Here is a 23,883-nt window from a genome sequence, read left to right as displayed (position 1 = left end):
ACCGGAGCGGGCTGGATGTTCCCCGGGAACCTCCTCCTGCCGGGGCAGTTCAGCCCAGTCCTTCCGCATTCAGGCGGCCCAGCAGGAGCGCTTCGGCGATGATCGCGTTCCGGAAGTCTCCAAGGTGGAGCGATTCATTCGCGCTGTGCGCACGCGAATCGGGATCTTCCACCCCGGTGACCAGGATCTGGACGTCCGGGTAGAGCTCCGTGAGGTCGGCAATGAAGGGAATCGAGCCGCCGATCCCCATTTCCACGGCGGGCACGCCCCACGCTTCCCCGAGTGCCCACATGGCCAGGCCTGCCGCCCTGGAGCCGGTGTCCGTCCGGAACGAGTTGCCGCTCTCCCCCGGGGTGAAGACAACCTGGGCTCCGAATGGCGCGTTGGCGTGGACATGCGTCCGGACGGCGTCCATGGCGGCCGCCGGATCCTGTCCGGGGGCCAGCCGCAGGCTGAACTTGGCGCGGGCCCGCGGGAGCAGGGTGTTCGAGGCGACGTCCACCGCCGGGGCATCAAAGCCGATAATGGACAGGGCCGGCTTGGTCCACATCCGCGAGGCGATGCTCCCGGTCCCGGCGAGCTTTACGCCGTCGAGCACGGAGGCGTCGGCGCGGTATTCCTCTTCGGTCAGGTCTACGGCCGCCTCGTCACGGCTGACAAGTCCGGCGATCGCGACGCTGCCGTCGGCGTCGTGCAAGGTTGCGATGAGGCGCGCGAGCAGCGTCGGGGCGTCCAGCACGGGGCCGCCGAACATACCGGAGTGGACGGCGTGGTCCAGGACCCTGACCTCGATCGTGCCGTCCACCAGGCCGCGGAGGCTCGTGGTCAGGGCCGGGACACCGACCTTCCAGTTGCTGGAATCCGCCACCACGATCACATCGGCGCGCAGCAGTTCACGGTGGGTCTCCAGGAAGGACCGGAACGTCGGCGACCCGGCTTCCTCTTCTCCTTCGAAGAAGAAGGTCACACCGAGGCCCAGCTCCTCCCCCAGCACCCGCGTCACCGCCGAGTATGCAGCGATATGGGCCAGGATCCCCGCCTTGTCATCGGCGGCACCCCGGCCGTAGAGGCGTCCGTCGCGTTCGACGGCGGTGAACGGCTCGGTTTCCCAGAGCGCCGGGTCGCCTGGCGGCTGGACGTCGTGGTGGGCGTACAGCAGGATGGTCGGCTTGCCCTCGGCGGCGGTCCGGCGGGCGACGACGGCAGGGCCGCCCGGGGCGCCGTCTTCCTTGTCGCAGCGCAGGATGCGGACATCGTCGAATCCGCTGGCGCGCACCAGATCGGCAACGGCCCCGGCGCTGGCGTCCAGCGGGGCGGGATCGAAACTGGGCCAGGCGATGCCCGGAATGGCGACGAGCTCCTTCAACTGGCTGATGGTGGCGTCAAACGATTCGGTGACAGCCTGGCGGAGTGCCTCGGCGTCGAAGTTCCCGACGCGGGCGGTGGCGGTCTGCGGGTTCCCCGCGGGTGATGAAGTCATGGCCAAAACACTACCCGTGTCCCGGATCACGGGAAACAGGGCCACGGCGTCTCCCGGGCCGTGTGGGCTGGGTCTCGGGAACGCACGCGCGGGGTATTCTTTAGGGGTGTTTGGACGTAAAAAGGAAGCGCCTTCGGCGCAGGACGTAGTTGACCAGCAGGCGGCCGAGGCAGCAGCCCGGGACGCCGCCATCGGCAAGGGAGCACCCACGCCTAAGCGCAGTGCGCAGGTGGCCGCCCGCAAGCGGCCGCTCGTCCCGGAGGACCGCAAGGCCTCCAAGGATGCCGAACGCGCGGCGGTCCAGGAGCAGCGCCTGAAGATGCGGCAGGCGATGGACACCGGGGATGACAAGTTCCTGCCGCTGCGGGACAAGGGCCCGCAGAAGCGCTTTGCGCGCGATTACGTCGACGCCCGCTTCAGCCTCGGCGAGTACCTCATGTTCGGGGCGCTGGTCTTCGTCGTCGTTTCGCTCCTCGTGCCGGCCTCCAGCGACCAGATGATTTACGTCCTGGGCGGTTTCTGGGTGATGTTCCTGGCGGTCTTCGTGGATGTCTTCATCCTCTCCCGCAAGCTCAAGACGCGGCTGGCCGAGAAGTTCAGCGACGTCGAGCGCGGCACCGTCTGGTACGGCTCCATGCGCTCGCTGCAGTTCCGCCGCCTGCGCCTGCCCAAGCCCCAGGTCAAGCGTGGCGAGTTCCCCGCCTGATTGGACCCCGATCTGAGGAAGCCCCCGGCAGCGTGCTGCCGGGGGCTTCCTGCATCTGCCGGGCTTAGCGCCGGGACGGGTGCTTCGCCAGCTGCCGGTTGATGCGTGCGGCCCAGAAGGGCCCCTCGTACAGGAAGGCCGTGTAGCCCTGCACCAGGGTGGCACCGGCGTCGAGCCGTTCCTGGACCTCCTGCGCCGATTCGACGCCGCCGACGGAGACCAGCGTCAGTTCCCCATGGGTGGCGTCCTTCAGCCGGGCCAGCACCTCGAGGGAGCGCTTCTTCAGCGGCGCGCCGGACAGGCCGCCGGCACCGCAGGCTGCGACCTGGTCCGGGCTGGAGAGGAGCCCGCTGCGGGCGATCGTTGTATTGGTGGCGATGATGCCGTCCAGCTTCAGGTCCAGCGCCAGGCGTGCGACGTCGTCGAGGTCCTCGTTGCTCAGATCCGGCGCGATCTTGACCAGCAGCGGCACGTGGCGGCCGGCTGCCTGGTCCGCTTCCTGCCGCACGGCCGTCAGCAGCGGGCGCAGCGTTTCCACGTCCTGCAGCAGCCGGAGCCCCGGGGTGTTCGGCGAGCTGACGTTGACCACGAGGTAGTCCGCGGCGGGCGCGAGGCTGCGGGCGCTGATCAGGTAATCGGCGGTGGCGTCGCCGAGTTCCACGGCCTTGCTCTTGCCGATGTTCACCCCGATCACCGGCCGGACGCCGGGATGGCGGCGCTGCAGGGCGGCCCGGGCGGATTTCAGGCGCGGTGCCACCGCGGCGGCGCCGTCGTTGTTGAAACCCATCCGGTTAATGACGGCACGGTCCTCAATGAGGCGGAAGAGCCGTGGTGCCGGGTTGCCGGGCTGGGCCTGTCCGGTGATGGTTCCGACTTCCACGTGGCCGAATCCCAGCTCGGTCAGGGCCTCGATGCCGTGCCCTTCCTTGTCGAAGCCTGCCGCGAGGCCGAAGGGCGAGGGGAAGGTCAGCCCGAACGCCTGGGTCTGCAGGGAGGCCGCCGGGGCGGTGAACTTCTGCAGCACCCGTCCGGCACCGCAGCTGTGGACAAACCGGATGGCCTTGAAGCCGATCTTGTGGGCGCGTTCGGCGTCCATCCATGAGAAGGCCAGCCGGAAGAAGGTGGGATATACGCGCATGGTCCTAGTTTTCCCGTTCGGACCCCTCCAGACCAAACCCGCACCCCGCCCGCCCCCGTATGACTGCCGCTCGTGACTGCCCCTCGCGACTGAACCCTGCGGGGCTAGCATGAAGCCATGACCAGTGATCAGGGAGCTGCCGGGGCGCTGCGGCACGGCCCGACCGGCCGCGCCGCGGCGTCGGAATTCCGGGAGTAGCAATGGAATGGCAGCCGGACATCCTGGGCGAAGGTTTTGAAGCCTGCACCTTCCAGGCGGCGGGCCCGGATGGCGTGGAACGCACGGCCACCCTGGTCCGGCACGTGCCGGACCCCGCCGAAGGGGACGCCGGCAGCCGGCAGCCGGAACGGGCCGTGCTGTTCCTGCACGGTTGGAGCGACTATTTCTTCAACGAAGAGTTGGCGGCATTCTGGGCCGGGCAGGGCTTCGCTTTCTTTGCCCTGGACATGCACAACCACGGGCGGAGCCTGCGGCCAGGCACCCACGGCGGCTATGTGGCCGACCTGGACAATTACGACGCCGAGATTACGGCGGCGATCGGCATCATCGGATCGCTCCGTCCGGACGGTTCGGCCCCGCTGCCCCTGACGCTGATGGGACATTCCACCGGTGGCCTCATTGCGGCGCTGTGGGCCAGCCGGCACCCGGGGCAGGCCGCCCAGCTGGTCCTGGACAGCCCGTGGCTGGAAATGCACGGCAGCCCGGCCGTGCGCCGCGCCGCCCGCACCATGGTGGAGCCGCTCGCCCGGTTCTGGCCCGAATCGGTGATCCGCCTTCCGGAGCGCGCCTTCTACTGGCGGAGTATCAGCAGCGCGGCGGAGGGCGAATGGGCCCTGGACGACAACTACCGCCCGCCGCATGCCTTTCCGGTCCGCGCCGGGTGGCTGAGCGCCGTGCTCACCGGCCACGCCAGGGTTGCCCGGGGCCTGAACATCGACGTCCCCATCCTCGTGCTGATCTCCGGGGCCAGCGCCAACGGGATGTTCTGGAAGGAATCCATGCGCCGCACCGACGCGGTCCTGGATGTGAACACGATCGCCCTCCGCGCCCTGAGCCTGGGCCGCACGGTGACGCTAGAGAGGATCGACGGCGCCCTGCACGACGTTTTCCTGTCCGCGCCGCCGGTCCGGGCCGACGCCTACGCGCGGCTGGCGCGGTGGATCCGCGCCTACGTCCTCGGGGACGGCGGGACGGAAGGACCGTCGACAGCCCCGCCATAGCGGCGGTCCCGCTGGGCATAGATCTCGACGGCGTCCCACAGCGTCCGGCGGTCCACATCCGGCCAGAGCGTGTCCAGGAAGACGAACTCGGCGTAGGCGGACTGCCACAGCATGAAGTTGGAGAGCCGCTGTTCGCCGGAGCTGCGCAGGAACAGGTCCACGTCCGGGAGGTCGGGCTCATCCAGGTACTTCTGGATGGTCCGCTCGGTGATGGCGCCCGGCTTGAGGCGTCCGGCGGCCACCTCACCTGCAATCGCGGCGACTGCGTCGGCGATCTCGGCCCGGCCGCCGTAGTTGACACACATGTTCAAGGTGCAGGTGCTGTTGCCGCGGGTGAAGTCTTCGGCTTCTTCCAGTTCGCGGATGACCGATCCCCACAGCTTCGGGCGCCGGCCGGACCAGCGGATGCGGACCCCCCACTCATCCAGCTGGTTTCGTTGCCGGCGCAGCACGTCCTTGTTGAAGCCCATCAGGAAGCGGACCTCCTCCGGGGAACGGCGCCAGTTTTCGGTCGAGAAGGCGTAGACGCTCACGTGCTCGATCCCCAGCTCTATCGCACCGGCCATGACGTCCAGCAGGGCCGGCTCCCCAGCCTTGTGGCCCTCAATCCGCGGCAGGCCGCGCTGGTTGGCCCAACGGCCGTTGCCGTCCATTACGATCGCCACGTGCCGCGGAATGAACTCCGCGGGAATGGCCGGCGGCACGGCGCCGGACGGGTGCGGATAGGGAGCCAGCACCGGCGCGCTGCGCTGCCGGGCGGCGCCTGTCCCGCTGCGTGCCTTGCTTCCGACGATTTTCGCCTGGCTCTTACCCAGGCCTCTTCCCAATGACACGGTTAAGTTCGCTCCACATGTTTGAGGGACTTCAGGACACGTTCCAGATGCCATTGCAGGTAGCTGGCCACCAGGCCGGCGGCTTCGCGCCGGTGAACCGGCAGGGACGCGTCCGCCGTCGTCCAGTTCCCGGTCAGCAGGGCGCCGAGCAGGACGACGGTCTCCGCGGCGGGCGCCGGGGAACCCGGCGGCCTGCACTCGTGGCACACCATGCCGCCGAGCGGCGCCGAGAAGGCGGTGTGCGGCCCCGGCGCGCCGCAGCGGGCGCAGTCGGTGAAGCTCGGTGCCCAGCCGCCGGTGGACAGGGCGCGGAGCAGGTACGAATCGAGGATGAGCTCGGGCGTGTGGTCCCGCCGGCTTAACGATGCGAGGGCGCCCACGAGCAGGTGGTACTGCGCCGTTCCGGATTCGCCGTCGACGTCGGTGAGCTTCTCGGCGGTCTCCGTCATGGCGGCGGCCACGGTGTAACTGCCGTAGTCGGCCGCGATGTTGCCGCCGTAGGCGCCCTTGGCGACAGCCTGGGTGACGATGTCCAGGGTGCGTCCCGAGACCAGCTGGAGGTCGGCAACCATAAAGGGCTCGAGCCTGGCACCGAAGCGGCTGCTGGTGCGTCGGACCCCCTTGGCCACCGCCCGGACCTGGCCGTGGTGCTTGGTCAGCAGGGTGATGATGCGGTCCGCCTCGCCAAGCTTGTGGGTGCGCAGCACGACGGCGTCGTCACGATAGGCGCGCGATGCAAAACTAGGTTGGGCCACGGTTAATCTTCGCACTGTCTTTCTGGAAACACTGTCTCTGGAAACACTGTCTTTCGGGGAACACCGCCACGTGCTGCGCCGCCGGACGGATCCGGCGGCGCAGGCTGACACGGGGTGCGCGTGCTCAGGCGCGGGCGTCCCGGATGGCCCGGTTCACGGCCGAGATAACGGCCTTGAGCGAGGCCATGCTCGTGTTGGCGTCGATCCCGACGCCCCACAGGACACGCTCCCCCACGGCGCATTCGACGTAGGCGGCGGCCAGGGCACTGCCGCCCTCGGACAGCGCGTGTTCGCTGTAGTCCAGCACCCGGACGTCGACGCCGTCTTCGCGCAGGATGCTCAGCAGCGCCGCGATCGGGCCGTTGCCGGTGCCGGTGCGGCGGACCTGGTGGCCGTCCACCTTCAGCGCGGCGGTCAGCGTCATCGTTCCGTCCTCGTCCGATTCGGTGCTGACCGCGCCCAGCGCGTAGCGCCCCCACTGCGCATCGGCCGAGCCGGAGGGCAGGTACTCGTCCTGGAAGACCTGCCAGAGCTGGGCGCCGCTGACTTCGCCGCCGACGGTGTCGGTCTGCTTCTGGATGACTCCGGAGAACTCGATCTGGGCACGGCGCGGCAGGTCCAGGTTGTGCTCGTTCTTGAGCAGATAAGCGACGCCGCCCTTGCCTGACTGGGAATTGACGCGGATGACCGCCTCGTAGCTGCGGCCGAGGTCCTTCGGGTCAACGGGCAGGTACGGGACCTGCCAGGGGTAGTCGGAGACGTCCTTGCCGACGGCAGCGGCGTCCTTCTCCAGGGCTTCCAGGCCCTTCTTGATGGCGTCCTGGTGCGAGCCGGAGAAGGCGGTGAAGACCAGGTCTCCGCCGTAGGGGGCCCGCTCCGCGACCGGCAGCTGGTTGCAGTACTCCACGGTGCGGCGGACTTCGTCGATGTCGGAGAAGTCGATCATGGGATCGACGCCCTGGACAAACATGTTCAGCCCCAGGGTCACCAGGTCGACGTTGCCGGTCCGCTCGCCGTTGCCGAACAGGCAGCCCTCGATCCGGTCGGCCCCGGCCAGATAGCCCAGCTCGGCGGCGGCGACGCCGGTGCCGCGGTCATTGTGCGGGTGCAGGGACAGGATGATGCCCTCACGGGGGTGCAGGTTGCGGCTCATCCACTCGATGGAGTCCGCGTACACATTCGGGGTGGCCATCTCCACGGTCGCGGGCAGGTTGATGATGACCTGGCTGTCGGCGGACGCCTCAAACACGTCGGCGATCGCGTTGCAGACCCGCAGGGCGTATGCCAGTTCGGTCCCGGTGAAGGATTCCGGCGAGTACTCGTAGGTGATGTGCGTGTCCTCGAGGGTCTCCTCGTACTTCTTGCACAGGCGGGCACCCTGCAGGGCGATGTCGAGGATGCCGTCCTCGTCCTGGTTGAAGACCACACGGCGCTGCAGGACCGACGTCGAGTTGTAGAGGTGCACGATGGCCTGCTTGGCGCCGACCAGCGACTCATAGGTCCGCTCGATCAGGTGCTCACGGGCCTGGGTCAGCACCTGGATGGTGACGTCGTCGGGGATGTGGCCGCCTTCGATCAGCTGCCGGACGAAGTCGAAGTCCGTTTGTGACGCCGAGGGGAAGCCGACCTCGATCTCCTTGTACCCCATGCGGACCAGCAGCTTGAACATCTTCAGCTTGCGGGCCGGGCTCATCGGGTCGATCAGGGCCTGGTTGCCGTCACGCAGGTCCACGGCGCACCAGCGCGGTGCCTTGGTGATGACTTTGTCCGGCCAGGTGCGGTCCGGCAGTTCAACCGTGATCAGGTCCTGGAACGGGACGTAACGGTGGACCGGCATTCCTGAGGGCTTTTGTGCGTTTCGCATTACTTATCGGGGCCTTTTCTCTGGTTCTTTCTGAAAGGGTGGCCGGGCAACACAAACTCCGCAGCGAGGGTGGGCCTTGCGCTAGATCGCGTCTGAGGCCTCGCCGCGGCAGCTAAGGAGAAGGAGCTCTGCGCGCACCTTTTCACAGTAACACGGGTGCGTAAGATGAAGGAGCCACATGACCGCAATGTCCATCATGCAGACCTCGCACCGGTGCCAGTTCCGCTGCCAGGCTGCCTCGCAGAGGAGCACCTGTGCCACTTTCGGGAATCGACCTGTCCAATTTCGACGCCGGCGTCCGGCCGCAGGATGACCTGTACCAGCACGTCAACGGCACTTGGCTCAAGAGCACCACGATTCCCGATGACCGGCCCCTGGAGGGCACGTTCACCGCCCTGCGCGACGGATCGGAGCAGGACGTGAAGGAGATCATCGAGGAAGCCGCCGGCCGCGGCGCGGAAGCCACCGGCATCGAGCGGAAGATCGGGGACCTCTACAACAGCTTCATGGACGAGCCCGCGGTGGAGGCCAAGGGCCTGGACCCGATCCGTGAACGGCTCGCCGGCGTTTTCGCCACCGCTTCGATAACCGAGCTCGTCGCGCTGGCCGGTCGCCTGTTCCGCGCCGACGTCCCCGGCCTCTTCTACATCTATCCCGCACCGGATGCCGGGAACCCCGACCGGATCCTGCTCTACACCGGCCAGGGCGGGCTGGGGCTTCCCGATGAGTCCTATTACCGGGTGGAGAAGTTCGCACCGGTGGTCCAGGCCTACCGTGAGCATGTGACGACCATGCTCGGCCTGGCCGGGGTAGCCGATCCGGACGGCGCCGCCGGCCGCGTCGTGGACCTCGAGACCGCCCTCGCCTCGCACCACTGGGACAACGTAACGCTGCGGGATCCGCAGAAGACCTACAACCTGAAATCCGCCGATGAGGCGGCACAGCTGTTCCCGTTGCTCCCGACCTGGTTCGACGCCGCCGCCATCGCCCCGGAGAAACGCGCGGACATCGTCGTCAGCACCCCTGACTTCTTCGCGGGGGCGGCCTCGCTGCTGGACGCGGAACCCCTGGCCAGCTGGCAGGAGTGGCTCGCCATGCGCGTCCTCGGTGCCGCCGCCCCCTATCTGCCCGCGGCATTCGTGGACGCGAATTTCGCCTTCTACGGAACCACCCTCAGCGGCACCCCGCGCAACAAGGACCGCTGGAAGCGCGGCGTCGGCGTCGTGGAGGCCGCCCTCGGTGAGGCCGTCGGCCAGATCTACGTGGCCCGGCACTTCCCGGAGAGCCACAAGGCCCGCATGCAGTCGCTCGTGGCCAACCTGATCGAGGCGTACCGCGAATCCATCACCGGCCTGACGTGGATGGGGGAGGAAACGAAGCTTGAGGCGCTCAAGAAACTCGAATCCTTCCGCGCGAAGATCGGCTACCCGGACAAATGGATTGACTATTCGGCCGTACAGATCGATCCGGCCGACCTGCTCGGCAACGTGGAGCGCGCCCACAGCGCCGACGTCGACCGCCACCTCGACGAGGTGGGCAAGCCGGTGGACCGGGAAAAGTGGCTGATGACCCCGCAGACGGTGAACGCCTACTACCACCCGCTGCTCAATGAGATCGTGTTCCCCGCCGCCATCCTGCAGCCGCCGTTCTTCACCGCCGAGGCCGACGACGCCGTGAACTACGGCGGCATCGGCGCCGTGATCGGCCACGAGATCGGCCACGGCTTCGATGACCAGGGCTCCCAGTACGACGGCAACGGCCTGCTCCGGAACTGGTGGACCGAGGATGACCGCACCGCGTTCGAGGCGCTGGCCTCGAAGCTCGTGGCCCAGTTCGATGCGCTCTCCCCCACCGCCGCGCCGGGGCACCACGTCAACGGCAAACTCACCCTGGGTGAGAACATCGGGGATCTGGGCGGCCTGACGATCGCCTACAAGGCGTACCTGATCAGCCTGGGCGGGCAGGAACCGCCCGTGCTGGACGGGCTCACCGGTGTCCAGCGGTTCTTCGCCTCCTGGGCCGCCGGCTGGCGGCAGGTCATCCGGAGCGAGGAGGCCATCCGCCGGCTTGCCACGGACCCGCACTCCCCCAACGAGTTCCGCACGAACGCGATCGCCAAAAACCTCGATGCCTTCCACGCCGCCTTCGGTGTCGCGGAGCAGGACGGCATGTGGATGCCGCCCGGGGAGCGCGTCAGCATCTGGTGAAGAACCGGCAGGAAGACTGAAGGGCCGGCCCTTGGAATCCACCAATGGCCGGCCCTTCGTTTGTCATCTCAGCAGGCGGAACGGCTGAGCAGGGACGGTTTAGCGCGTGATCAGCGCCGGGTTAGCCTGCTGGCAGACCGTGTCCCCCGCCGTCTGGTTGACGATATCCGCGGGCAACTGCGGCGCAGCATCGGCGGTCGGCGTTCCGTTCGCGAAGTCACTGCCCAGGTAGACCTGGACGCCGGCGACCCCGGCAGCCGGAAGAACCCGTGCCGCGGGGATCCCGAGCAGGGCTGCAACATCGGCGGCCACGTCGGCATACTGTGCGCCGTAGTAGACGGCCGTCGTCGCGACGGCCGGGGCCGTCAGCTGGCCGAGCCGGGTGAAGCCCCCGGCCTTGAGGGCCTGCAGGAGCTCCTGGGTCCGCGCCGGGACACCCGAACCGTTGGCCACGGTGACGGGCTGCAACGCCTTGTCATACGCCGGGGCGGCGGTACTGGGCTGCGGCTCTGCGCTGGCGCTGGCGCTGGGTTCGGCGGAGGCGCTGGGCGTCGCCGTCGGATCGGTCAGGTCGATGTTCTTGCGCAGGGCAGCGAAGAGCTGCGTGGCCCCAGGTTCGGCCATCTGCAGCCGGTTGGGGTCGCTCTCCGCCGGGACCGTCGGGACAGCGACGAACGCGACCTTGCCGACGTCGATGTTCTTGAGCCGGTTGCCCACCGTCAGCAGCGTCGGGATGGAGGCCAGGCCGTCATCGATCGTGAGGTTCTTGGTGACCGCGTCCGCGATCTGCAGCATCCTGGCCGGGTTGGTCAAGGTGCCGTCGTCCTTGATCTTCCGGGTCAGCGAAGACAGGAAGGCCTGCTGGGCCTTGATCCTCCCCAGATCCCCGCCGTCGCCGAAGGCATGCCGGGTGCGGACGAAGGACAGCGCCTGCTCACCCTGCACGGTGGATGTGCCTTTGGGGAGCCGCAGCTGCGAATCCGGGTCGTACACCGCATCGCTGATGCAGACATCCACGCCCCCGACGGCGTTGGAGAGTTCCTTCACTGCGTTGAAGTCGGCCATCATGAAGTGGTCGATTTCCATGCCGGTGAGCTTGTTGACGGTGTCCACGGCGCAGCCGATGCCAGCCTCTGACATTGCGGCGTTGATCATGACGTTCTTCTGCGCCGGGTACTCGATGTTGGTCTTCGGGTCCTTGCACTTCGGGATGTCCACGAGCAGGTCGCGGGGGAAACTGATGACGTTGACGCGTTTGTTATCGGCAGAGATGTCCAGCAGCATCATGACATCGGAATGTCCATAACCGGTGGAGTCCGCCGCGGTGCCGTATTGGGAATTCTTCCCGTCGCGGGTGTCCGATCCGAGGACGAGGATCTGCATCCGGTCTGTCGAGTCGTTGACGGACCCCTCGGTCTTGGTGCTCCCGGCTCCCAGCGACGCCGTGGTGAGGTTCCCCTGCAGCCGGATGGCCCAGTAGGCCCCGAACGCGATGACGCCCACGAGCAGGACGGAGACGACTGCCGTGCCGATCTTCAGCCAGGCGGGAGTGCGCGACATGGCCCCCAGGTGCCGCGCCGGGCCTACGGAAGGATCCTCCGTATGCCGGGCAGCGGCGTGTGACCGAACCGGGGAACCGGTTCCGCCTGCACGGTCTTTACGGGGTCGAGCCACTTGTTGAGCCTTCCTTCACGAACGGGAGTCAGCCCATTTTAGTGTCCCAGTCTGGGAAACTGCCGATGGGCGGGACCTTGGGAGCGGCGGACGCCGGAAGCCCGGCTCAGAAACCAAGCTTGACGAGCTGCTTCGGGTCCCGCTGCCAGTCCTTGGCGACCTTGACGTGGAGATCGAGGTAGATGCGGGTACCCAGCAGCGCCTCGATGCCCTTCCGCGCGGTGGTGCCGACTTCGCGGAGCCGGGCGCCGCCCTTGCCGATGATGATGGCCTTCTGCGAGGGCCGTTCGACATACAGGTTGACCCGGACGTCCAGGAACGGGCTGTCCTCCGGCCGGCCTTCACGGGGCACGATCTCATCGACGACGACTGCCAGGGAGTGCGGCAGCTCGTCGCGGACGCCCTCGAGGGCTGCCTCGCGGATGAGTTCGGCAACCATCACGGCCTCGGGTTCATCCGTCAGTTCACCGTCCGGGTACAGCGGCGGCGACGGCGGCATGTAGCCGATCAGCACGTCCGCCACGGTCTCCACCTGGAAGCCGTCCGTCGCGGAGACCGGGACGATGTCCTTCCAGCCTTCCTCGCCCAGGACCGAGCGGCCCAGTGCCGCCACGGCGAGCAGCTGTTCGGTCAGGGCCTGGCGGTCCACGAGGTCGGCCTTCGTCACGATCGCGATGATCGGCTTGTTTCCGACGGCGGCGAGCTGCGCGGCGATGAATTTGTCGCCCGGGCCGATCTTCTCGTTCGCGGGCAGGCAGAAGCCGATCGCATCGACCTCGGAGAGGGTGTCGGCGACGAGGTCGTTCAGGCGCTTGCCCAGCAGGGTGCGGGGACGGTGCAGCCCCGGGGTGTCCACCAGGATCAGCTGGGCGTCCTCCCGGTGCACGATCCCGCGGATGGTGTGGCGCGTCGTCTGCGGCTTGGCCGAGGTGATGGCGACCTTCTTGCCGACGAGGGCGTTGGTGAGGGTGGATTTGCCCGCGTTGGGCCGGCCTACCAAAACCGAAAAGCCGGCGCGGTAGCCGCCGTAGGCCGCTTCGCCGTCGGACTTATTCTGCTTGCTCACGTGGGACTCCCTGTTGGTTCGGTACGGCCTCGTCGAGAAGGTCTTCAAGGTCAGTTTCTTCCTTTGGAACGGCGGCCGCAATGATGTGGCTGACGCGGTTCCGTCGGCCCTCCAGCCGGTCGGCCCGGAGGGACAGTCCGTGGACCTGGACGGTGCTGCCGACGATGGGCACCCGTCCGAGCGTCTTGGCGAGCAGGCCGCCGACGGTGTCCACTTCGTCGTCGTCGAGCTCCATGTTGAAGAGCTCGCCGAGGTCATCGACGCTCATGCGCGCGCTGACGCGGTAACTTCCGTCCCCCAGCGACACCGCCTCTGCGCTTTCGGTGTCATACTCGTCGACGATCTCTCCGACGATCTCTTCGATCAGGTCCTCCAGGGTGACCAGTCCGGCGGTGCCGCCGTATTCGTCGATCACGATCGCGACGTGCGTGGATTCCTTCTGCAGTTCGCGCAGCAGCTCGCTGACCGGCTTGGAGTCCGGCACGTAGCGCACCTCGCGGGCCAGCGCGTCGACGACGGGCGGCTCCTGCCCGGGGGCCAGCCGGTGCAGCACGGCGGCCACGTCCTTGAGGTACACAATCCCCAGGATCTGGTCGGTGTTTTCGCCGATGACCGGGATCCGCGAATACCCCGATCGCAGGAACAGCGACATCGCCCGGTGCAGCGTGGAACCCGAGTCGATGCAGAGGATGTCCGTCCGGGGCACCATGACCGAGCGGACCAGGGTGTCACCGAAGTCGAAGACCGACTGGATCAGCTCCGCCTCGTTGTCCTCGATCACATCGGACTCGGTGGCGCGGTCCACGAGTTCACGGAATTCCTCTTCGCTGAAGAACGCTTCGCTGTCGGCCGGGGCACCCGGTGCCACGGTGCTGCCCAGGCTGACCAGCCAGCCCGGGATCGGCCCCAGCACTCCGCAGAGCGAACGGATCAGCGGGGCGGTGAAGCGGACCAGGGCGGCGGAATGGACCCGGCCCAGCTGCCGCGGGGAGACTCCCACGATCACGAACCCCACCAGTGCCATGATCCCGGTGGCGGCGAGACCGGCGAGCCACGCATTGTCCAGCAGGGTGTGCAGCAACACGGTCACGGCAACGGCGGAGGCCATCTCGAACCAGATCCGCCAGAACCGCAGGGCACGCATATGGGCCACGGGCTGCGCCATGATGCGTTTGAGCGCGGTGCCGCGGCTGTGCAGGATTGCCTGTCCGGCATCATGCCGGGGAAGGAAATTGAAAGCGGACTCGGCCGCGGTAAGCAGCGCGGCAAAGCTGAGGAACACCAGCGCCATGCCGGCGAGGATCAGTGGGGTCACTGAATCGTCTCTGCAGGGGCTTCCTTGCCGGTGAAGGCGGAGAGGAGTTCACGCTGCAGCCCGAACATTTCTTCCTTCTCCTCCGGCTCGGCATGGTCAAAGCCCAGCAGGTGCAAAATGCCGTGCGTGGTCAGCAGCAGCATCTCGTCCTGGGTGGAGTGGCCGGCGTTCCGGGCCTGGACCTCGGCCACCTGGGGGCAGATGGCGATGTCGCCGAGCATGCCCTGGGGAGTCGGCTTGTCCGGCGTGCCCGGGGTCAGCTCGTCCATCGGGACCGAGAGCACATCGGTGGAGCCGGGCTCATCCATCAGTTCGAGGTGCAGCTTCTCCATGGCGGGTTCGTCCACCAGCAGGATGGACAGCTCCGCCTGGGGATGGATGAAGAGGCGTTCGAAGATGAACCGGGACAGCGACACCAGCTGGGCTTCGTCGACGGCGATGCCGGACTCGTTGTTGATCTCGATGCTCATGCGTGTTCTCCCCGCTTGTCGCGGGCAACGGAGTGTTTGACCCGGTTTCTCTGGATTTCGTCCCAGATGCTGTACGCGGTGACGATGTCGCCCACCAGGCGGTGCCGGACGACATCGGAGGCATCGAGAACGCTGAAGTTGACGTCATCGATTCCCTGCAGGATCTCCTCGACGATCCTCAGCCCCGAGCGGGTGCCGAACGGGAGGTCCACCTGGGTTACGTCACCGGTGACCACCATCTTGGAGCCGAAGCCCAGGCGGGTGAGGAACATCTTCATCTGCTCCGGCGTGGTGTTCTGCGCCTCGTCCAGGATGATGAAGGCATCGTTGAGCGTACGTCCGCGCATGTAGGCCAGCGGTGCGACCTCGATGGTGCCGGCAGCGATCAGCCGCGGGATGGACTCGGGATCCATCATTTCGTGCAGGGCATCATAGAGCGGGCGCAGGTAGGGATCGATCTTGTCGCTGAGGGTTCCCGGGAGGAAGCCGAGCCGTTCCCCCGCCTCGACGGCAGGACGCGTCAGGATGATCCGGCTGACTTCCTTCTGCTGCAGGGCCTGGACGGCCTTGGCCATGGCGAGATAGGTCTTGCCGGTGCCGGCCGGGCCGATCCCGAAGATCACGGTGTTGGCGTCGATCGCGTCCACATAGTTCTTCTGGTTCAGCGTCTTGGGCCGGATCGTCTTGCCCCGGGTGGAGAGGATGTTGGTGGTCAGGACGTCCACCGGGTTCTGCAACGACTGGCTGCGGAGCATCGACACGAGCTGCTTCAGCAGGGCAGGAGTGATGATGGTCCCCCGCGCGACGAGAGCCCGCACTTCGTTGAGCAGGCGCATGATCCGCGGCACATCGGCGGCCGGCCCGCTGATCGAGAGCTCGTTCCCGCGGACATGGAAGTCGACGGCCGGGAACTGCCCTTCGATGAAACGCAAGGCTTCGTCATGGCTGCCGAGGGACTGGACCATCTGATCGGAGTCATCGAACAGGACCACCTCCGTCCGCAGCCCTGGTAGGGAGTGGGGAAATTCACCTGCGGTGCGCCCTCCGGCGCTGATCCGGGCCTTGCCGTTCGTTGCTTCAGTCATGGTGTTGGCCCGCGGGCCTCTGGTCCCCTCCAGTTCGGAAATGGTCTGCCCCCTGGTCCGGTCCGACGGCGGTGCGTGCCGTTTGGTTCCGGGTACAGCGGGTCCTTCCATCTTACGCCAGCACGGCGATCCCGACGCCGGCCGGGATCCGGCGGCCCCCGCGGCCGGATGGCTGCCCAGGCATGGTCATGCCACGCTCTCCAGCGCCCCGGCCTGGGACCGGACGCCAACATGGCTGCCCTTGTAGAAGAGCAGGGGCTCGGCGTCGGTGCGGGCGCCCAGGGCCCGGACGGCCGCCACAACAATGGTGTGGTCGCCGCCGTCGTACTCCTGGTGCAGTTCGCAATCGACCCACCCCAGCGCCAGATCCAGGACCGGGTTGCCCAGCGGCGACGGCGAATGGCCGACACCGGCGAACTTGTCCGCTCCGGAACGGGCGAACTGCGCCGCCAGGTGCTGGTGTTCAGCCGGGAGGATGTTCACGGTGAACCGGCCGGCCTGGCGCAGCAGCGGCCATGTGCTGGAGGTCCGTGCCGGGCTGAAAGTGACCAGGGCCGGCTCCAACGACACGGATGAGAAGGGCTGGCAGGTAAACCCCGCCGGCCCGTGCTTTGTTGCTGCCGTGATCACCGTCAGCCCGCTGGCGAAGTGTCCGGGAATGTGGCGGAGGTTCTTCGGGCTGAGGTCGGAGTGTTCCGTCATGGCGAGTCCTTACAACGCTTGTAGCCCCAATCAACCACCCCGGGCGCAGCTTCGCAACCCCGGCTGAAACGCACAGTCGCGCAGCGACGCAACACGTCACGGCCCGAAACATGACGTAAGAATCCGCTCGTGGGCAGCCGCCGGCGGGGCGGTGCCGGCCGACACTTTGTCTCAACTTCGCATCGGCCGCATATCGTTCCCGTTGCAGTTCCGGGCGGCCGGCCGAATCCGCGGTTTCGCGCCGGGTCCGTATGCCATGCTGGAATCCGGCTGGCCCCACGGCCGCCCGGCCGGTCTCCCGGAAGGGAAAGACGGGCGGCCGCGGGCCGTCTTCGACGGCTGGAAACGGATCATCGCCGCTGACCGCGGCTGTACGCGAAGGGACAATGGCATCAGGCAGCGTGGAGTTGATCAGTCAGTTGCGGGCCGCGTCCGCGGCGTCGCGCTGGCGCTGATGCTGCCTGCCACCCTTGTGCTGTCCGGCTGCGTGGCGACGCCGCAGGGCGGCATCACGAACTCCGGCAGCCCGTCCGAACTCATTCCCGCCTCGGCATCCGCCGGCGCACCGACCACCAGCGCACCGCTGGAAACCACCCAGGCCTCCAACAAAGCCCCGGTCTACTGGATTGGCCGGAGCAATGACAACGTATTCCTCTACCGCGAGTTCCGTGATGTGCCCGAACAGGAGAACCCCGTCACGCGGGCCCTGAAGGTGATGATGTCCCAGAAACCGCTCGACCCGGACTACTTCACGCCGTGGCAGAACCCGAAGAAACTGGCCACCTCCATTTCCGGCAAGAATGTGATTACCGTGGACGTGTCCGCTGACGCCTTCAACTCCAATGTGGATGCGGCGATGGCCGAGCACGCCGTCCAGCAGCTTGTCTACACCGCCACTGCGGCCGCGGCCAGCGCAGGACTTATCGACTCGGGGCAGCAGATACAGGTGGTGGTGCTCGTTGACGGGCACACCGACTACGTCGCCTTCAACCATGTCCGGCTGGGCTCGCCGACCTCCCGGGGCGTGGGGATGGTCGCTCCCGTGTGGATCATTGATCCCCAGGAAGGGACGTCGGTGGACGACGGCACCGTCAGGATCACCGGCCGGAGCACCGTTCCGGGCGGGAAACTGCGCTGGGAGATCCTGCGGGTCGATGGCAGTGTGAAGGCCCCCTATCTGAACGGCACCGCCGCCGCAGCCAGCGACACCGCCCAGTCTGGCGTGTTCAACATCTCGGCGAGCCTCGGCCCGGGAAACTACGAGGTCCGCGTGTCCCAGCTCGAAGCGGGGAACCCGGCCCAGGATCTCAATGTCGACACCCGCGGTTTCACCGTCAAGTAGCCGTCAGGAACCGCCCGGCCCCGCTACCAGCGGCCCAGGATATCGCTCGCCAGCACGGTCGCGGCGGGTCCGGCGGTGGATGAGCGCAGCACGTGGTGGCCCAGTAACGCCGTGACGGCACCGGCGTCGCACAGCCGCGTCACCTCCCGCGGGCTGATGCCACCTTCCGGGCCCACAATCAGCAGGACTTCCCGTGGCAGCCCGGCGGGGTTGCCGCCGTCGGACCCCGGACCGTCCGCCCAGGCCTCGAGCACCTGGCGCAGGGGCCGTACGGCATCTTCGTGCAGGATGACCGCGAGGTCCGCGGCGGCCACGGCCGCCTGCAGGCCGGGGCCGTCGACGGCGGCCCGCACCTCCGGGATCCAGGCCCGCCGCGCCTGTTTCGCAGCAGCCGTGACGACCGACTGCCATTTGGCGTGGGCCTTCACGGCCCGCTCGGCCTTCCACCGGACGATGGAACGCTCCGCCTGCCAGGGGACGACCGCGTCGATGCCCAGCTCGGTGGCGGTCTCGGCCGCGAGCTCGTCGCGGTCGCCCTTGGCGAGGGCCTGCACGAGGACCAGCCGGACATCAGGCCGGGGTTCCACGGCGAGGTCCGCGCACTCCACGGTCAACGCGCCGGGTGCGGCGGCGGTCACGGTGCCGGTGAGCCGCTTGCCCGCGCCGTCGGCGACGTCCACAGTCTCACCGACGGCGAGACGCTTTACGGTGACCGCGTGGCGGGCCTCGGCTCCCTCCAGGCGGAAGGTCGAACCGGGGACCTGCGCATCGAGGGTCCCTGGGGCGGTGAAGAAGACCGGGTTGCTCACCGCTACAGGTTCCCGAGCCGGTCCCGGAGCTTGGCGAACACGCCGCCGCTGGCGGCGAGCTTGCCCTCGGTGAACTGTTCGCCGCGCAGCTTGGCGAGCTGCCGGAGCAGGTCTTCCTGGGCGCCGTCGAGCTTGGCCGGGGTATCCACCTGGAGGTGGACCTTGAGGTCTCCGCGGCCGTAGCCGCGCAGGTGGGTGACGCCGAGTCCGCGCAGGGTGATGACCTCGCCGGACTGGGTACCAGCCTTGACATCAATCTCCTGCGGACCGTCGAAGGTGTCGAGGCTGAGCTCGGTGCCGAGGGCGGCGGCCGTCATCGGAATGTTGAGGCTGGCGTGCAGGTCATCGCCCTCGCGGACGTAGGTGGCGTCGTTGTTGACCCGGATCTCCACGTAGAGGTCGCCGGCGGGGCCGCCGGCGGGGCCCGCCTCGCCCTGACCCGAAAGCTGGATGCGCGTTCCGGTGGCGACGCCGGCCGGAACCTTGACGGTCAGGGAACGGCGGCTGCGGATCCGGCCCTGGCCGCTGCACTCGTTGCAGGGATCCTTGATGACCGTGCCGAAGCCCTCGCAGGTGCCGCAGGGGGCGGTGGTCATGACCTGGCCGAGGATGGAGCGGACGGCTCGCTGGACCTGGCCGCTGCCGCCGCAGATGTCGCAGCGTTCCGGGTGGCTGCCATCGCGGCAGCAGGAGCCTTCGCAGGTGGGGCAGGTGACGGCGGTGTCGACTTCGAGCTTCTTGTTGACGCCGAACACGGCGTCACGCAGGTCGATCCGCACGCTGATCAGGGCGTCCTGGCCGCGGCGGACCCTGGACGCCGGGCCGGACTGGCCGCCGGCGCCGAAGAAGGTCTCGAAGATGTCCTGGAAGGCGAAGCCCTGGCCGGAGTAGCTGCCGCCGCCGAAGCCGTTGTCGGTGCCGTTTTCATTGCCGGTGGTGTCGTAGATCCGGCGTTTCTGCGGATCGGACAGCACCTCGTAGGCGTGCGTGACCGCCTTGAAACGGTCAGAGGCATCATCCCCGGGGTTCACGTCCGGGTGCAGGTTCCGTGCCAGCTTGCGGTAAGCCTTTTTGATCTCTTCCCCCGTCGCTTCGCGGGAGACTCCAAGAACGTCGTAATGGCTGCTCAAAGTTCGTTTCTCTTCCTCGTTGTACTGCCGGTGTTGTACTGCCGGTAAGGGGCAAAAAGTCCAGTGTGCGACGGCCCGCGGCGCTGCCGGCTGAGCCGTCCCGGCGCTTCAGGGCCGGTTCTTCAGGGTCCGAGGATCCTCGAAAGGTAGCGGGCCACCGCACGGACGGCCGCCATGGTGGTTGGATAGTCCATCCGCGTGGGGCCCAGCACGCCGACCTTGGCCGTGGCATCCGGGCCGTAACCCGTCGCGACCACGGAGGCCTCGGCCAGCCCGTCATACGGGTTTTCCCGTCCGATGCTCACCGTCACGCCGCGCGGGTCCTCGGCCATCTCGCTGAGCAGGCGGAGCATGACCACCTGCTCTTCCAGCGCTTCGAGCACCGGGCCGATGCTCAGCGGGAAATCAACGTTGGAACGGGCAAGGTTCGCCGTCCCGGCCATCACCATGCGCTCTTCGCGGCTGCTGGCGGCAAGGGCTTCGAGGCCGCGGGCCAGCGACTGGGCCGCGGCGCGCCGGACCGGCTGGCAGCTCGCGACGACGGCCTGCAGGTTCTGCGGCAGCAGGTTCAGCGGGGTGCCGGACAGGCTGCCGAGGAACTGGTTCCGCAGCTCCGCGAGGGCGTCGTCGGGCAGGTCCCGGCCGATGTCGATGATGCGCTGTTCCACCTTGCCGGTATCCGCAATCAGCACGGCCAGCACCTTCCGGGGCGCGAGCAGCACAAATTCGATATGCCGCACGCGGGCGCGGCTCAGATGCGGATACTGCACGACGGCGACCTGGTTGGTCAGCTGCGCGAGCAGCCGGACGGTCCGGTCCAGCACGTCGTCGAGGTCGTCCGAGCCCTCCAGCAACGCCTGGATCGCACGGCGTTCCGCGGGGGAAAGCCGCTTGACCGCCGAAATCTGGTCCACGAAGAGCCGGTAGCCCTTGTCCGTGGGGATCCGTCCGGCACTGGTGTGCGGGGCCGTGATCAGTCCCTCGTCTTCCAAGGCGGCCATGTCGTTGCGGATGGTGGCGCTGGACACGCCGAGGTGGTGCCGTTCAACGAGTGCCTTGGAGCCAACGGGCTCGCGGGAATGGACGTAGTCCTCCACGATGGCGCGCAGCACTTCGAGTTTGCGCGGTTCGCTCACGCTCCACCTCCAATCGGCTTTCCCGCATGCGGTGCCGCCCGCCGCCTGCCGGTAAAAGCGGCCCGCGGTTAGCACTCGACATACCTAAGTGCTAACCAGTCTAATATGAGTCGCCGCGTTGTTAGCATTGGATTCGCTCCGGGCGTTACTCCCGGGCTGGTGTTTCCGGGCGTAGCTGTTTCCGGGCACAGCCCGGCCGCCCCTCGATCGTTTCCCTGACCGCCGTACATTCCGAGTGCAAAGCAGTGTGTAAGAGATGTCGTACCAGAACTGGGGACCCCAGGACCTGTCCGCTCCCGCCAAGACGCAACTCCCCGAGGTTCCGGTGGAACGGGACATGGTGCTCGAGGAAGTGCAGACCGGCTGGGTCGGCGCGGTCACGCGCGTCGAGAAGTCCGGCGGGATGCATGTCGTGGCCCTCGAGGACCGCCGGGGCAAGTCCCGGTCCTTCCAGCTGGGTTTCGGTTTCCTGCTGGACGGCCAGCCCATCCGCCTGATGCCCCCGGCACCCCGGAAGAACCCGGCCCCCGCTCCCACCCGCACTGCCTCGGGATCGGTCCGGGTTGAGGGCCAGCGCGCCCAGGTGGCGAAGGCCAGCCGGATCTGGGTGGAAGGCAAACACGACGCCGAACTCGTCGAAAGGGTCTGGGGCGACGACCTCCGGGTGGAAGGCATTGTGGTCGAGCCGCTGCACGGCATTGATGACCTCGCCGGCGCCGTGGCGGCCTTCCGCCCGGGCCCGGGCCGGCGGCTCGGGGTGCTGGTGGACCACCTTGTGCCGGATTCCAAGGAATCCAGGATTGCGGCCGCGGTCATGGCCTCCCCTGGCGCCGCAGGGAACGTGCTGATCGTGGGCCACCCCTATGTGGACGTCTGGCAGGCCATCCGCCCCGCAGTCCTGGGCATTGAGCAGTGGCCGGTGATCCCGCGCGGGATGGACTGGAAGACCGGCATCCTGACGGCCTTCGGCTGGCCGCACAGCACCAAGGAGGACATCGGGCTGGGCTGGCAGAAGCTCCTCGGCGCTGTCCGCAGCTACGCCGACCTCGAACCTTCCCTGCTGGGCCGGGTGGAGGAGGTCATCGACTTCCTCACCGTGCCCTAGGCATTCCGCCCGGCGCACCATCACGGCCGGGCCCGATCCACTTTTCACGCCCAGGCAAGTATTCTTGGTACGGCGGCTCCATGCGGGGCCCGGCTCTCCCAGGCACCAACGCACCACCGCAATCCGAAGGATGTAACCGTGGCAGATGACGCACGCGAACACACGGGCCACCAGGCCGGCCATGGCCAGCCCCCGTACCATGGCGTTCCCGCAAATGCGCTGCCGCTGACGGCAAACGAGGACCGGCAGTGGGCCACCCTGGCGCACTTTGGCGGAATCCTTGGCTGTGTACCGTCGTTGCTGATCTATCTGATTTTCAAGGACCGCGGCCCGTTCACGGCCCAGGAGTCCAAGGAAGCGCTCAACTTCACGCTTCCGCCCACGATTGCCGCGGTGCTGGCGAACATCCTGGTGTTCCTGCCGGTGGTGGGCAACCTCTTCGCGGTCCTGGCCACCGTGATCTGGATTGCGGTCACGTGTTTCTCCGTCGCGGCGGGCATCCACGTCAACCGTGGCCAGCCGCACCGCTACGAGTTCAACCTGCGCTGGATCAAGTAGGGCCGCCGCCAACTCCCCGGGGGCGCTGTTCCCCAGGCGTGCCGCCGGCCGGCCGGGTCAGTCCGGCAGGAGCCTGCGGACGACGGCGTCGGCGAGGAGCCTGCCCTTGAGCGTGAGGACCAGGCGGCCCTTGAAAGCCACGGCCGGGTCCACGAGGCCGTCGGCGATGAGCCCGGCGACGGCATGGCGTCCGGTATCCCCCAGCCCTGCGGTCTCCAGCCCCGAGTTGAGCCGGGCCTCGAGCATAACGCGCTCCACGTTGCGGGTTTCGGCGTCGAGCGTTTCCCGTCCGGCGGCGGGCGACACGCCTGAACCGAGCCGTCCCGCATATGCGGTGGGGTGCTTGACGTTCCACCAGCGGACACCGCCGACGTGTGAGTGCGCGCCCGGACCGATCCCCCACCAGTCGTCCCCGCGCCAGTAGGCGAGGTTGTGCCGGCAGGCCTGCTCCGGCGTGCGGGACCAGTTGCTGACCTCGTACCAGCCCAGGCCGGCGGCGGTGATCAGTTCGTCGGCAAGTTCGTACTTGGCGGCGTGGTCGTCGTCGTCGATTCCGGGCACTTCGCCGCGGCGGATCCGGGCGGCGAGCTTGGTGCCGTCCTCGACGATCAGCGCGTAGGCGCTGATGTGGTCCGGACCGTAGGACAGCGCGGTCTCCAGCGAGCAGCGCCAGTCGGCCAGGGACTCCCCCGGGGTGCCGTAGATCAGGTCCAGGCTGACGGCGAGGCCGGCGTCCCTGGCCCACTGCACCGCCCGGGGAACCCGGCTCGGGGTATGGGTGCGGTCGAGGACCTTCAGGACATGCGGAACGGCGGACTGCATGCCGAAGGAGACGCGCGTGAAGCCGGCGTCGGCGAGCAGCTGCAGCGATTCGGGCGTGACAGAATCCGGGTTCGCTTCCGTGGTGACCTCGGCGCCGGGCTGCAGGCCCCACGCCGCGACGGCGGCTGCCAGGATACGGGCCAGGTCCCCGGCCGGCAGCAGTGTCGGCGTTCCCCCGCCGAAGAACACGGTCCCGAGGGGCCGTTCCGGCAGGCCGGAGCCCTGCAACGCCCGGGCGGCGAAGTCCACCTCCGCGATGGCTGTGGTGGCGTAGGCGTCCTGGGATGCCCCGCCGCCCAGTTCGGTGGCCGTGTACGTGTTGAAATCACAGTACCCGCAGCGGACGGCGCAGAACGGGATGTGGACGTAGAGCCCGAAGGCCCGCCCGGTGGCGCCCTCCACCGCCTGGGCGGGCAGCAGCCCGTCCGACGGCGCCGGGTCGCCCAGGGGAAGAACGCTCGGCATG

The 23,883-nt window shown here is 67.9% G+C and carries 21 protein-coding genes; 6 read left to right on the top strand and 15 right to left on the bottom strand.

Annotated features, from left to right (window positions below):
* Window positions 1-49: 49 nt before the first annotated feature.
* Window positions 50-1,480: a dipeptidase gene (locus tag E5206_RS12115; protein WP_136322697.1), complete on the bottom strand. Its 1,431-nt coding sequence runs from the start codon at window positions 1,478-1,480 to the stop codon at window positions 50-52.
* 106 nt (window positions 1,481-1,586) lie between these two features.
* Here E5206_RS12115 and E5206_RS12110 point away from each other — a divergent pair, with 106 nt between their 5' ends.
* The gene (locus tag E5206_RS12110) at window positions 1,587-2,186 is read left to right on the top strand and encodes a DUF3043 domain-containing protein (RefSeq protein WP_136322696.1); all 600 of its coding nucleotides are present in this window, start codon (window positions 1,587-1,589) and stop codon (window positions 2,184-2,186) included.
* A 64-nt stretch (window positions 2,187-2,250) separates the two neighbouring features.
* Here the strand turns inward: E5206_RS12110 and E5206_RS12105 are convergent, their stop codons facing one another.
* Window positions 2,251-3,324 carry a quinone-dependent dihydroorotate dehydrogenase gene (locus E5206_RS12105; RefSeq protein ID WP_136322695.1) on the bottom strand — a complete coding sequence of 358 codons (1,074 nt, stop codon included), beginning with the start codon at window positions 3,322-3,324 and terminating at the stop codon, window positions 2,251-2,253.
* A 200-nt stretch (window positions 3,325-3,524) separates the two neighbouring features.
* Between E5206_RS12105 and E5206_RS12100 the strand changes: the two genes are divergently transcribed.
* Window positions 3,525-4,544 (top strand): alpha/beta hydrolase, encoded by a 1,020-nt coding sequence (locus E5206_RS12100; RefSeq protein WP_136322694.1) that lies wholly within the window; start codon window positions 3,525-3,527, stop codon window positions 4,542-4,544.
* On the opposite strand, the gene E5206_RS12095 is transcribed toward E5206_RS12100, so the two are convergent.
* The 3 genes from E5206_RS12095 to leuA form a co-directional block, all read right to left on the bottom strand.
* Window positions 4,493-5,338 carry an isoprenyl transferase gene (locus E5206_RS12095; protein WP_136324112.1) on the bottom strand — a complete coding sequence of 282 codons (846 nt, stop codon included), beginning with the start codon at window positions 5,336-5,338 and terminating at the stop codon, window positions 4,493-4,495. The genes E5206_RS12100 and E5206_RS12095 overlap by 52 nt on opposite strands.
* Before the next feature lie 41 nt (window positions 5,339-5,379).
* Window positions 5,380-6,132 carry a DNA repair protein RecO gene (gene recO / locus E5206_RS12090; protein WP_136322693.1) on the bottom strand — a complete coding sequence of 251 codons (753 nt, stop codon included), beginning with the start codon at window positions 6,130-6,132 and terminating at the stop codon, window positions 5,380-5,382.
* A gap of 124 nt (window positions 6,133-6,256) precedes the next feature.
* A complete protein-coding gene (gene leuA, locus E5206_RS12085) occupies window positions 6,257-7,996 on the bottom strand; it encodes a 2-isopropylmalate synthase (protein ID WP_136322692.1) in 1,740 nt (579 codons plus the stop codon).
* A 254-nt stretch (window positions 7,997-8,250) separates the two neighbouring features.
* On the opposite strand from leuA, the gene E5206_RS12080 reads away from it, so the two are divergent.
* Window positions 8,251-10,203: a M13-type metalloendopeptidase gene (locus tag E5206_RS12080; RefSeq protein ID WP_136322691.1), complete on the top strand. Its 1,953-nt coding sequence runs from the start codon at window positions 8,251-8,253 to the stop codon at window positions 10,201-10,203.
* Between the two features lie 99 nt (window positions 10,204-10,302).
* On the opposite strand, the gene E5206_RS12075 is transcribed toward E5206_RS12080, so the two are convergent.
* The 6 genes from E5206_RS12075 to E5206_RS12050 all read right to left on the bottom strand — a co-directional run bounded on the left by E5206_RS12075 (window position 10,303) and on the right by E5206_RS12050 (window position 16,515).
* Window positions 10,303-11,763 carry an LCP family protein gene (locus tag E5206_RS12075; RefSeq protein ID WP_136322690.1) on the bottom strand — a complete coding sequence of 487 codons (1,461 nt, stop codon included), beginning with the start codon at window positions 11,761-11,763 and terminating at the stop codon, window positions 10,303-10,305.
* Between the two features lie 220 nt (window positions 11,764-11,983).
* The gene (gene era, locus E5206_RS12070; protein ID WP_136322689.1) at window positions 11,984-12,943 is read right to left on the bottom strand and encodes a GTPase Era; all 960 of its coding nucleotides are present in this window, start codon (window positions 12,941-12,943) and stop codon (window positions 11,984-11,986) included.
* Entirely contained in the window at window positions 12,927-14,258 is a 1,332-nt protein-coding gene (locus E5206_RS12065) for a hemolysin family protein (protein ID WP_136322688.1), read from the bottom strand. The genes era and E5206_RS12065 overlap by 17 nt, the downstream gene beginning before the upstream one ends.
* Complete coding sequence (gene ybeY, locus E5206_RS12060) at window positions 14,255-14,728, bottom strand: rRNA maturation RNase YbeY (RefSeq protein WP_136322687.1); 474 nt, start codon at window positions 14,726-14,728, stop codon at window positions 14,255-14,257. The genes E5206_RS12065 and ybeY overlap by 4 nt, the downstream gene beginning before the upstream one ends.
* On the bottom strand, window positions 14,725-15,813 hold the full coding sequence (locus E5206_RS12055) for a PhoH family protein (protein WP_136322686.1): 1,089 nt from the start codon (window positions 15,811-15,813) through the stop codon (window positions 14,725-14,727). The genes ybeY and E5206_RS12055 overlap by 4 nt, the downstream gene beginning before the upstream one ends.
* A 186-nt stretch (window positions 15,814-15,999) precedes the next feature.
* Entirely contained in the window at window positions 16,000-16,515 is a 516-nt protein-coding gene (locus E5206_RS12050) for a flavin reductase family protein (protein WP_136322685.1), read from the bottom strand.
* A 454-nt stretch (window positions 16,516-16,969) separates the two neighbouring features.
* Between E5206_RS12050 and E5206_RS12045 the strand changes: the two genes are divergently transcribed.
* The gene (locus E5206_RS12045; RefSeq protein WP_136324111.1) at window positions 16,970-17,857 is read left to right on the top strand and encodes a GerMN domain-containing protein; all 888 of its coding nucleotides are present in this window, start codon (window positions 16,970-16,972) and stop codon (window positions 17,855-17,857) included.
* A 23-nt stretch (window positions 17,858-17,880) separates the two neighbouring features.
* Here E5206_RS12045 and E5206_RS12040 read toward each other — a convergent pair whose 3' ends face one another.
* From E5206_RS12040 to hrcA, 3 genes are all read right to left on the bottom strand, one after another.
* Window positions 17,881-18,666 (bottom strand): 16S rRNA (uracil(1498)-N(3))-methyltransferase, encoded by a 786-nt coding sequence (locus tag E5206_RS12040; protein WP_136322684.1) that lies wholly within the window; start codon window positions 18,664-18,666, stop codon window positions 17,881-17,883.
* A 2-nt stretch (window positions 18,667-18,668) separates the two neighbouring features.
* Window positions 18,669-19,796, bottom strand: coding sequence for a molecular chaperone DnaJ (dnaJ, locus tag E5206_RS12035; RefSeq protein WP_136322683.1), 1,128 nt, complete (start codon window positions 19,794-19,796; stop codon window positions 18,669-18,671).
* A 122-nt stretch (window positions 19,797-19,918) separates the two neighbouring features.
* Entirely contained in the window at window positions 19,919-20,932 is a 1,014-nt protein-coding gene (hrcA, locus tag E5206_RS12030) for a heat-inducible transcriptional repressor HrcA (RefSeq protein WP_136322682.1), read from the bottom strand.
* 256 nt (window positions 20,933-21,188) lie between these two features.
* Between hrcA and E5206_RS12025 the strand changes: the two genes are divergently transcribed.
* Both E5206_RS12025 and E5206_RS12020 read left to right on the top strand, forming a co-directional pair.
* Complete coding sequence (locus E5206_RS12025) at window positions 21,189-22,037, top strand: DUF3097 domain-containing protein (protein WP_136322681.1); 849 nt, start codon at window positions 21,189-21,191, stop codon at window positions 22,035-22,037.
* Window positions 22,038-22,175: 138 nt separating this feature from the next.
* Window positions 22,176-22,595, top strand: a complete 420-nt coding sequence (locus E5206_RS12020; protein ID WP_136322680.1) for a DUF4870 domain-containing protein — start codon at window positions 22,176-22,178, stop codon at window positions 22,593-22,595.
* Window positions 22,596-22,652: 57 nt separating this feature from the next.
* Here E5206_RS12020 and hemW read toward each other — a convergent pair whose 3' ends face one another.
* The gene (gene hemW / locus E5206_RS12015) at window positions 22,653-23,882 is read right to left on the bottom strand and encodes a radical SAM family heme chaperone HemW (protein WP_136322679.1); all 1,230 of its coding nucleotides are present in this window, start codon (window positions 23,880-23,882) and stop codon (window positions 22,653-22,655) included.
* Between the last annotated feature and the right edge of the window lies 1 nt (window position 23,883).

The sequence above is a fragment of the Arthrobacter sp. PAMC25564 genome, assembly GCF_004798705.1.
Taxonomy (GTDB): Bacteria; Actinomycetota; Actinomycetes; order Actinomycetales; family Micrococcaceae; genus Arthrobacter.
Note: the sequence above shows the minus strand (reverse complement) of the source record. Positions and strands in the feature narration are given on the sequence as shown.

What these genes read in the sequence shown, in the direction of transcription:
- E5206_RS12115 (WP_136322697.1), bottom strand. Translation starts at nt 1,480, where the DNA reads ATGACTTCATCACCCGCGGGGAACCCGCAGACCGCCACCGCCCGCGTC.
- E5206_RS12105 (WP_136322695.1), bottom strand. Translation starts at nt 3,324, where the DNA reads ATGCGCGTATATCCCACCTTCTTCCGGCTGGCCTTCTCATGGATGGAC.
- E5206_RS12100 (WP_136322694.1), top strand. Translation starts at nt 3,525, where the DNA reads ATGGAATGGCAGCCGGACATCCTGGGCGAAGGTTTTGAAGCCTGCACC.
- leuA (WP_136322692.1), bottom strand. Translation starts at nt 7,996, where the DNA reads ATGCGAAACGCACAAAAGCCCTCAGGAATGCCGGTCCACCGTTACGTC.
- E5206_RS12075 (WP_136322690.1), bottom strand. Translation starts at nt 11,763, where the DNA reads ATGTCGCGCACTCCCGCCTGGCTGAAGATCGGCACGGCAGTCGTCTCC.
- ybeY (WP_136322687.1), bottom strand. Translation starts at nt 14,728, where the DNA reads ATGAGCATCGAGATCAACAACGAGTCCGGCATCGCCGTCGACGAAGCC.
- E5206_RS12055 (WP_136322686.1), bottom strand. Translation starts at nt 15,813, where the DNA reads ATGACTGAAGCAACGAACGGCAAGGCCCGGATCAGCGCCGGAGGGCGC.
- E5206_RS12050 (WP_136322685.1), bottom strand. Translation starts at nt 16,515, where the DNA reads ATGACGGAACACTCCGACCTCAGCCCGAAGAACCTCCGCCACATTCCC.
- E5206_RS12045 (WP_136324111.1), top strand. Translation starts at nt 16,970, where the DNA reads ATGCTGCCTGCCACCCTTGTGCTGTCCGGCTGCGTGGCGACGCCGCAG.
- E5206_RS12025 (WP_136322681.1), top strand. Translation starts at nt 21,189, where the DNA reads ATGTCGTACCAGAACTGGGGACCCCAGGACCTGTCCGCTCCCGCCAAG.
- hemW (WP_136322679.1), bottom strand. Translation starts at nt 23,882, where the DNA reads ATGCCGAGCGTTCTTCCCCTGGGCGACCCGGCGCCGTCGGACGGGCTG.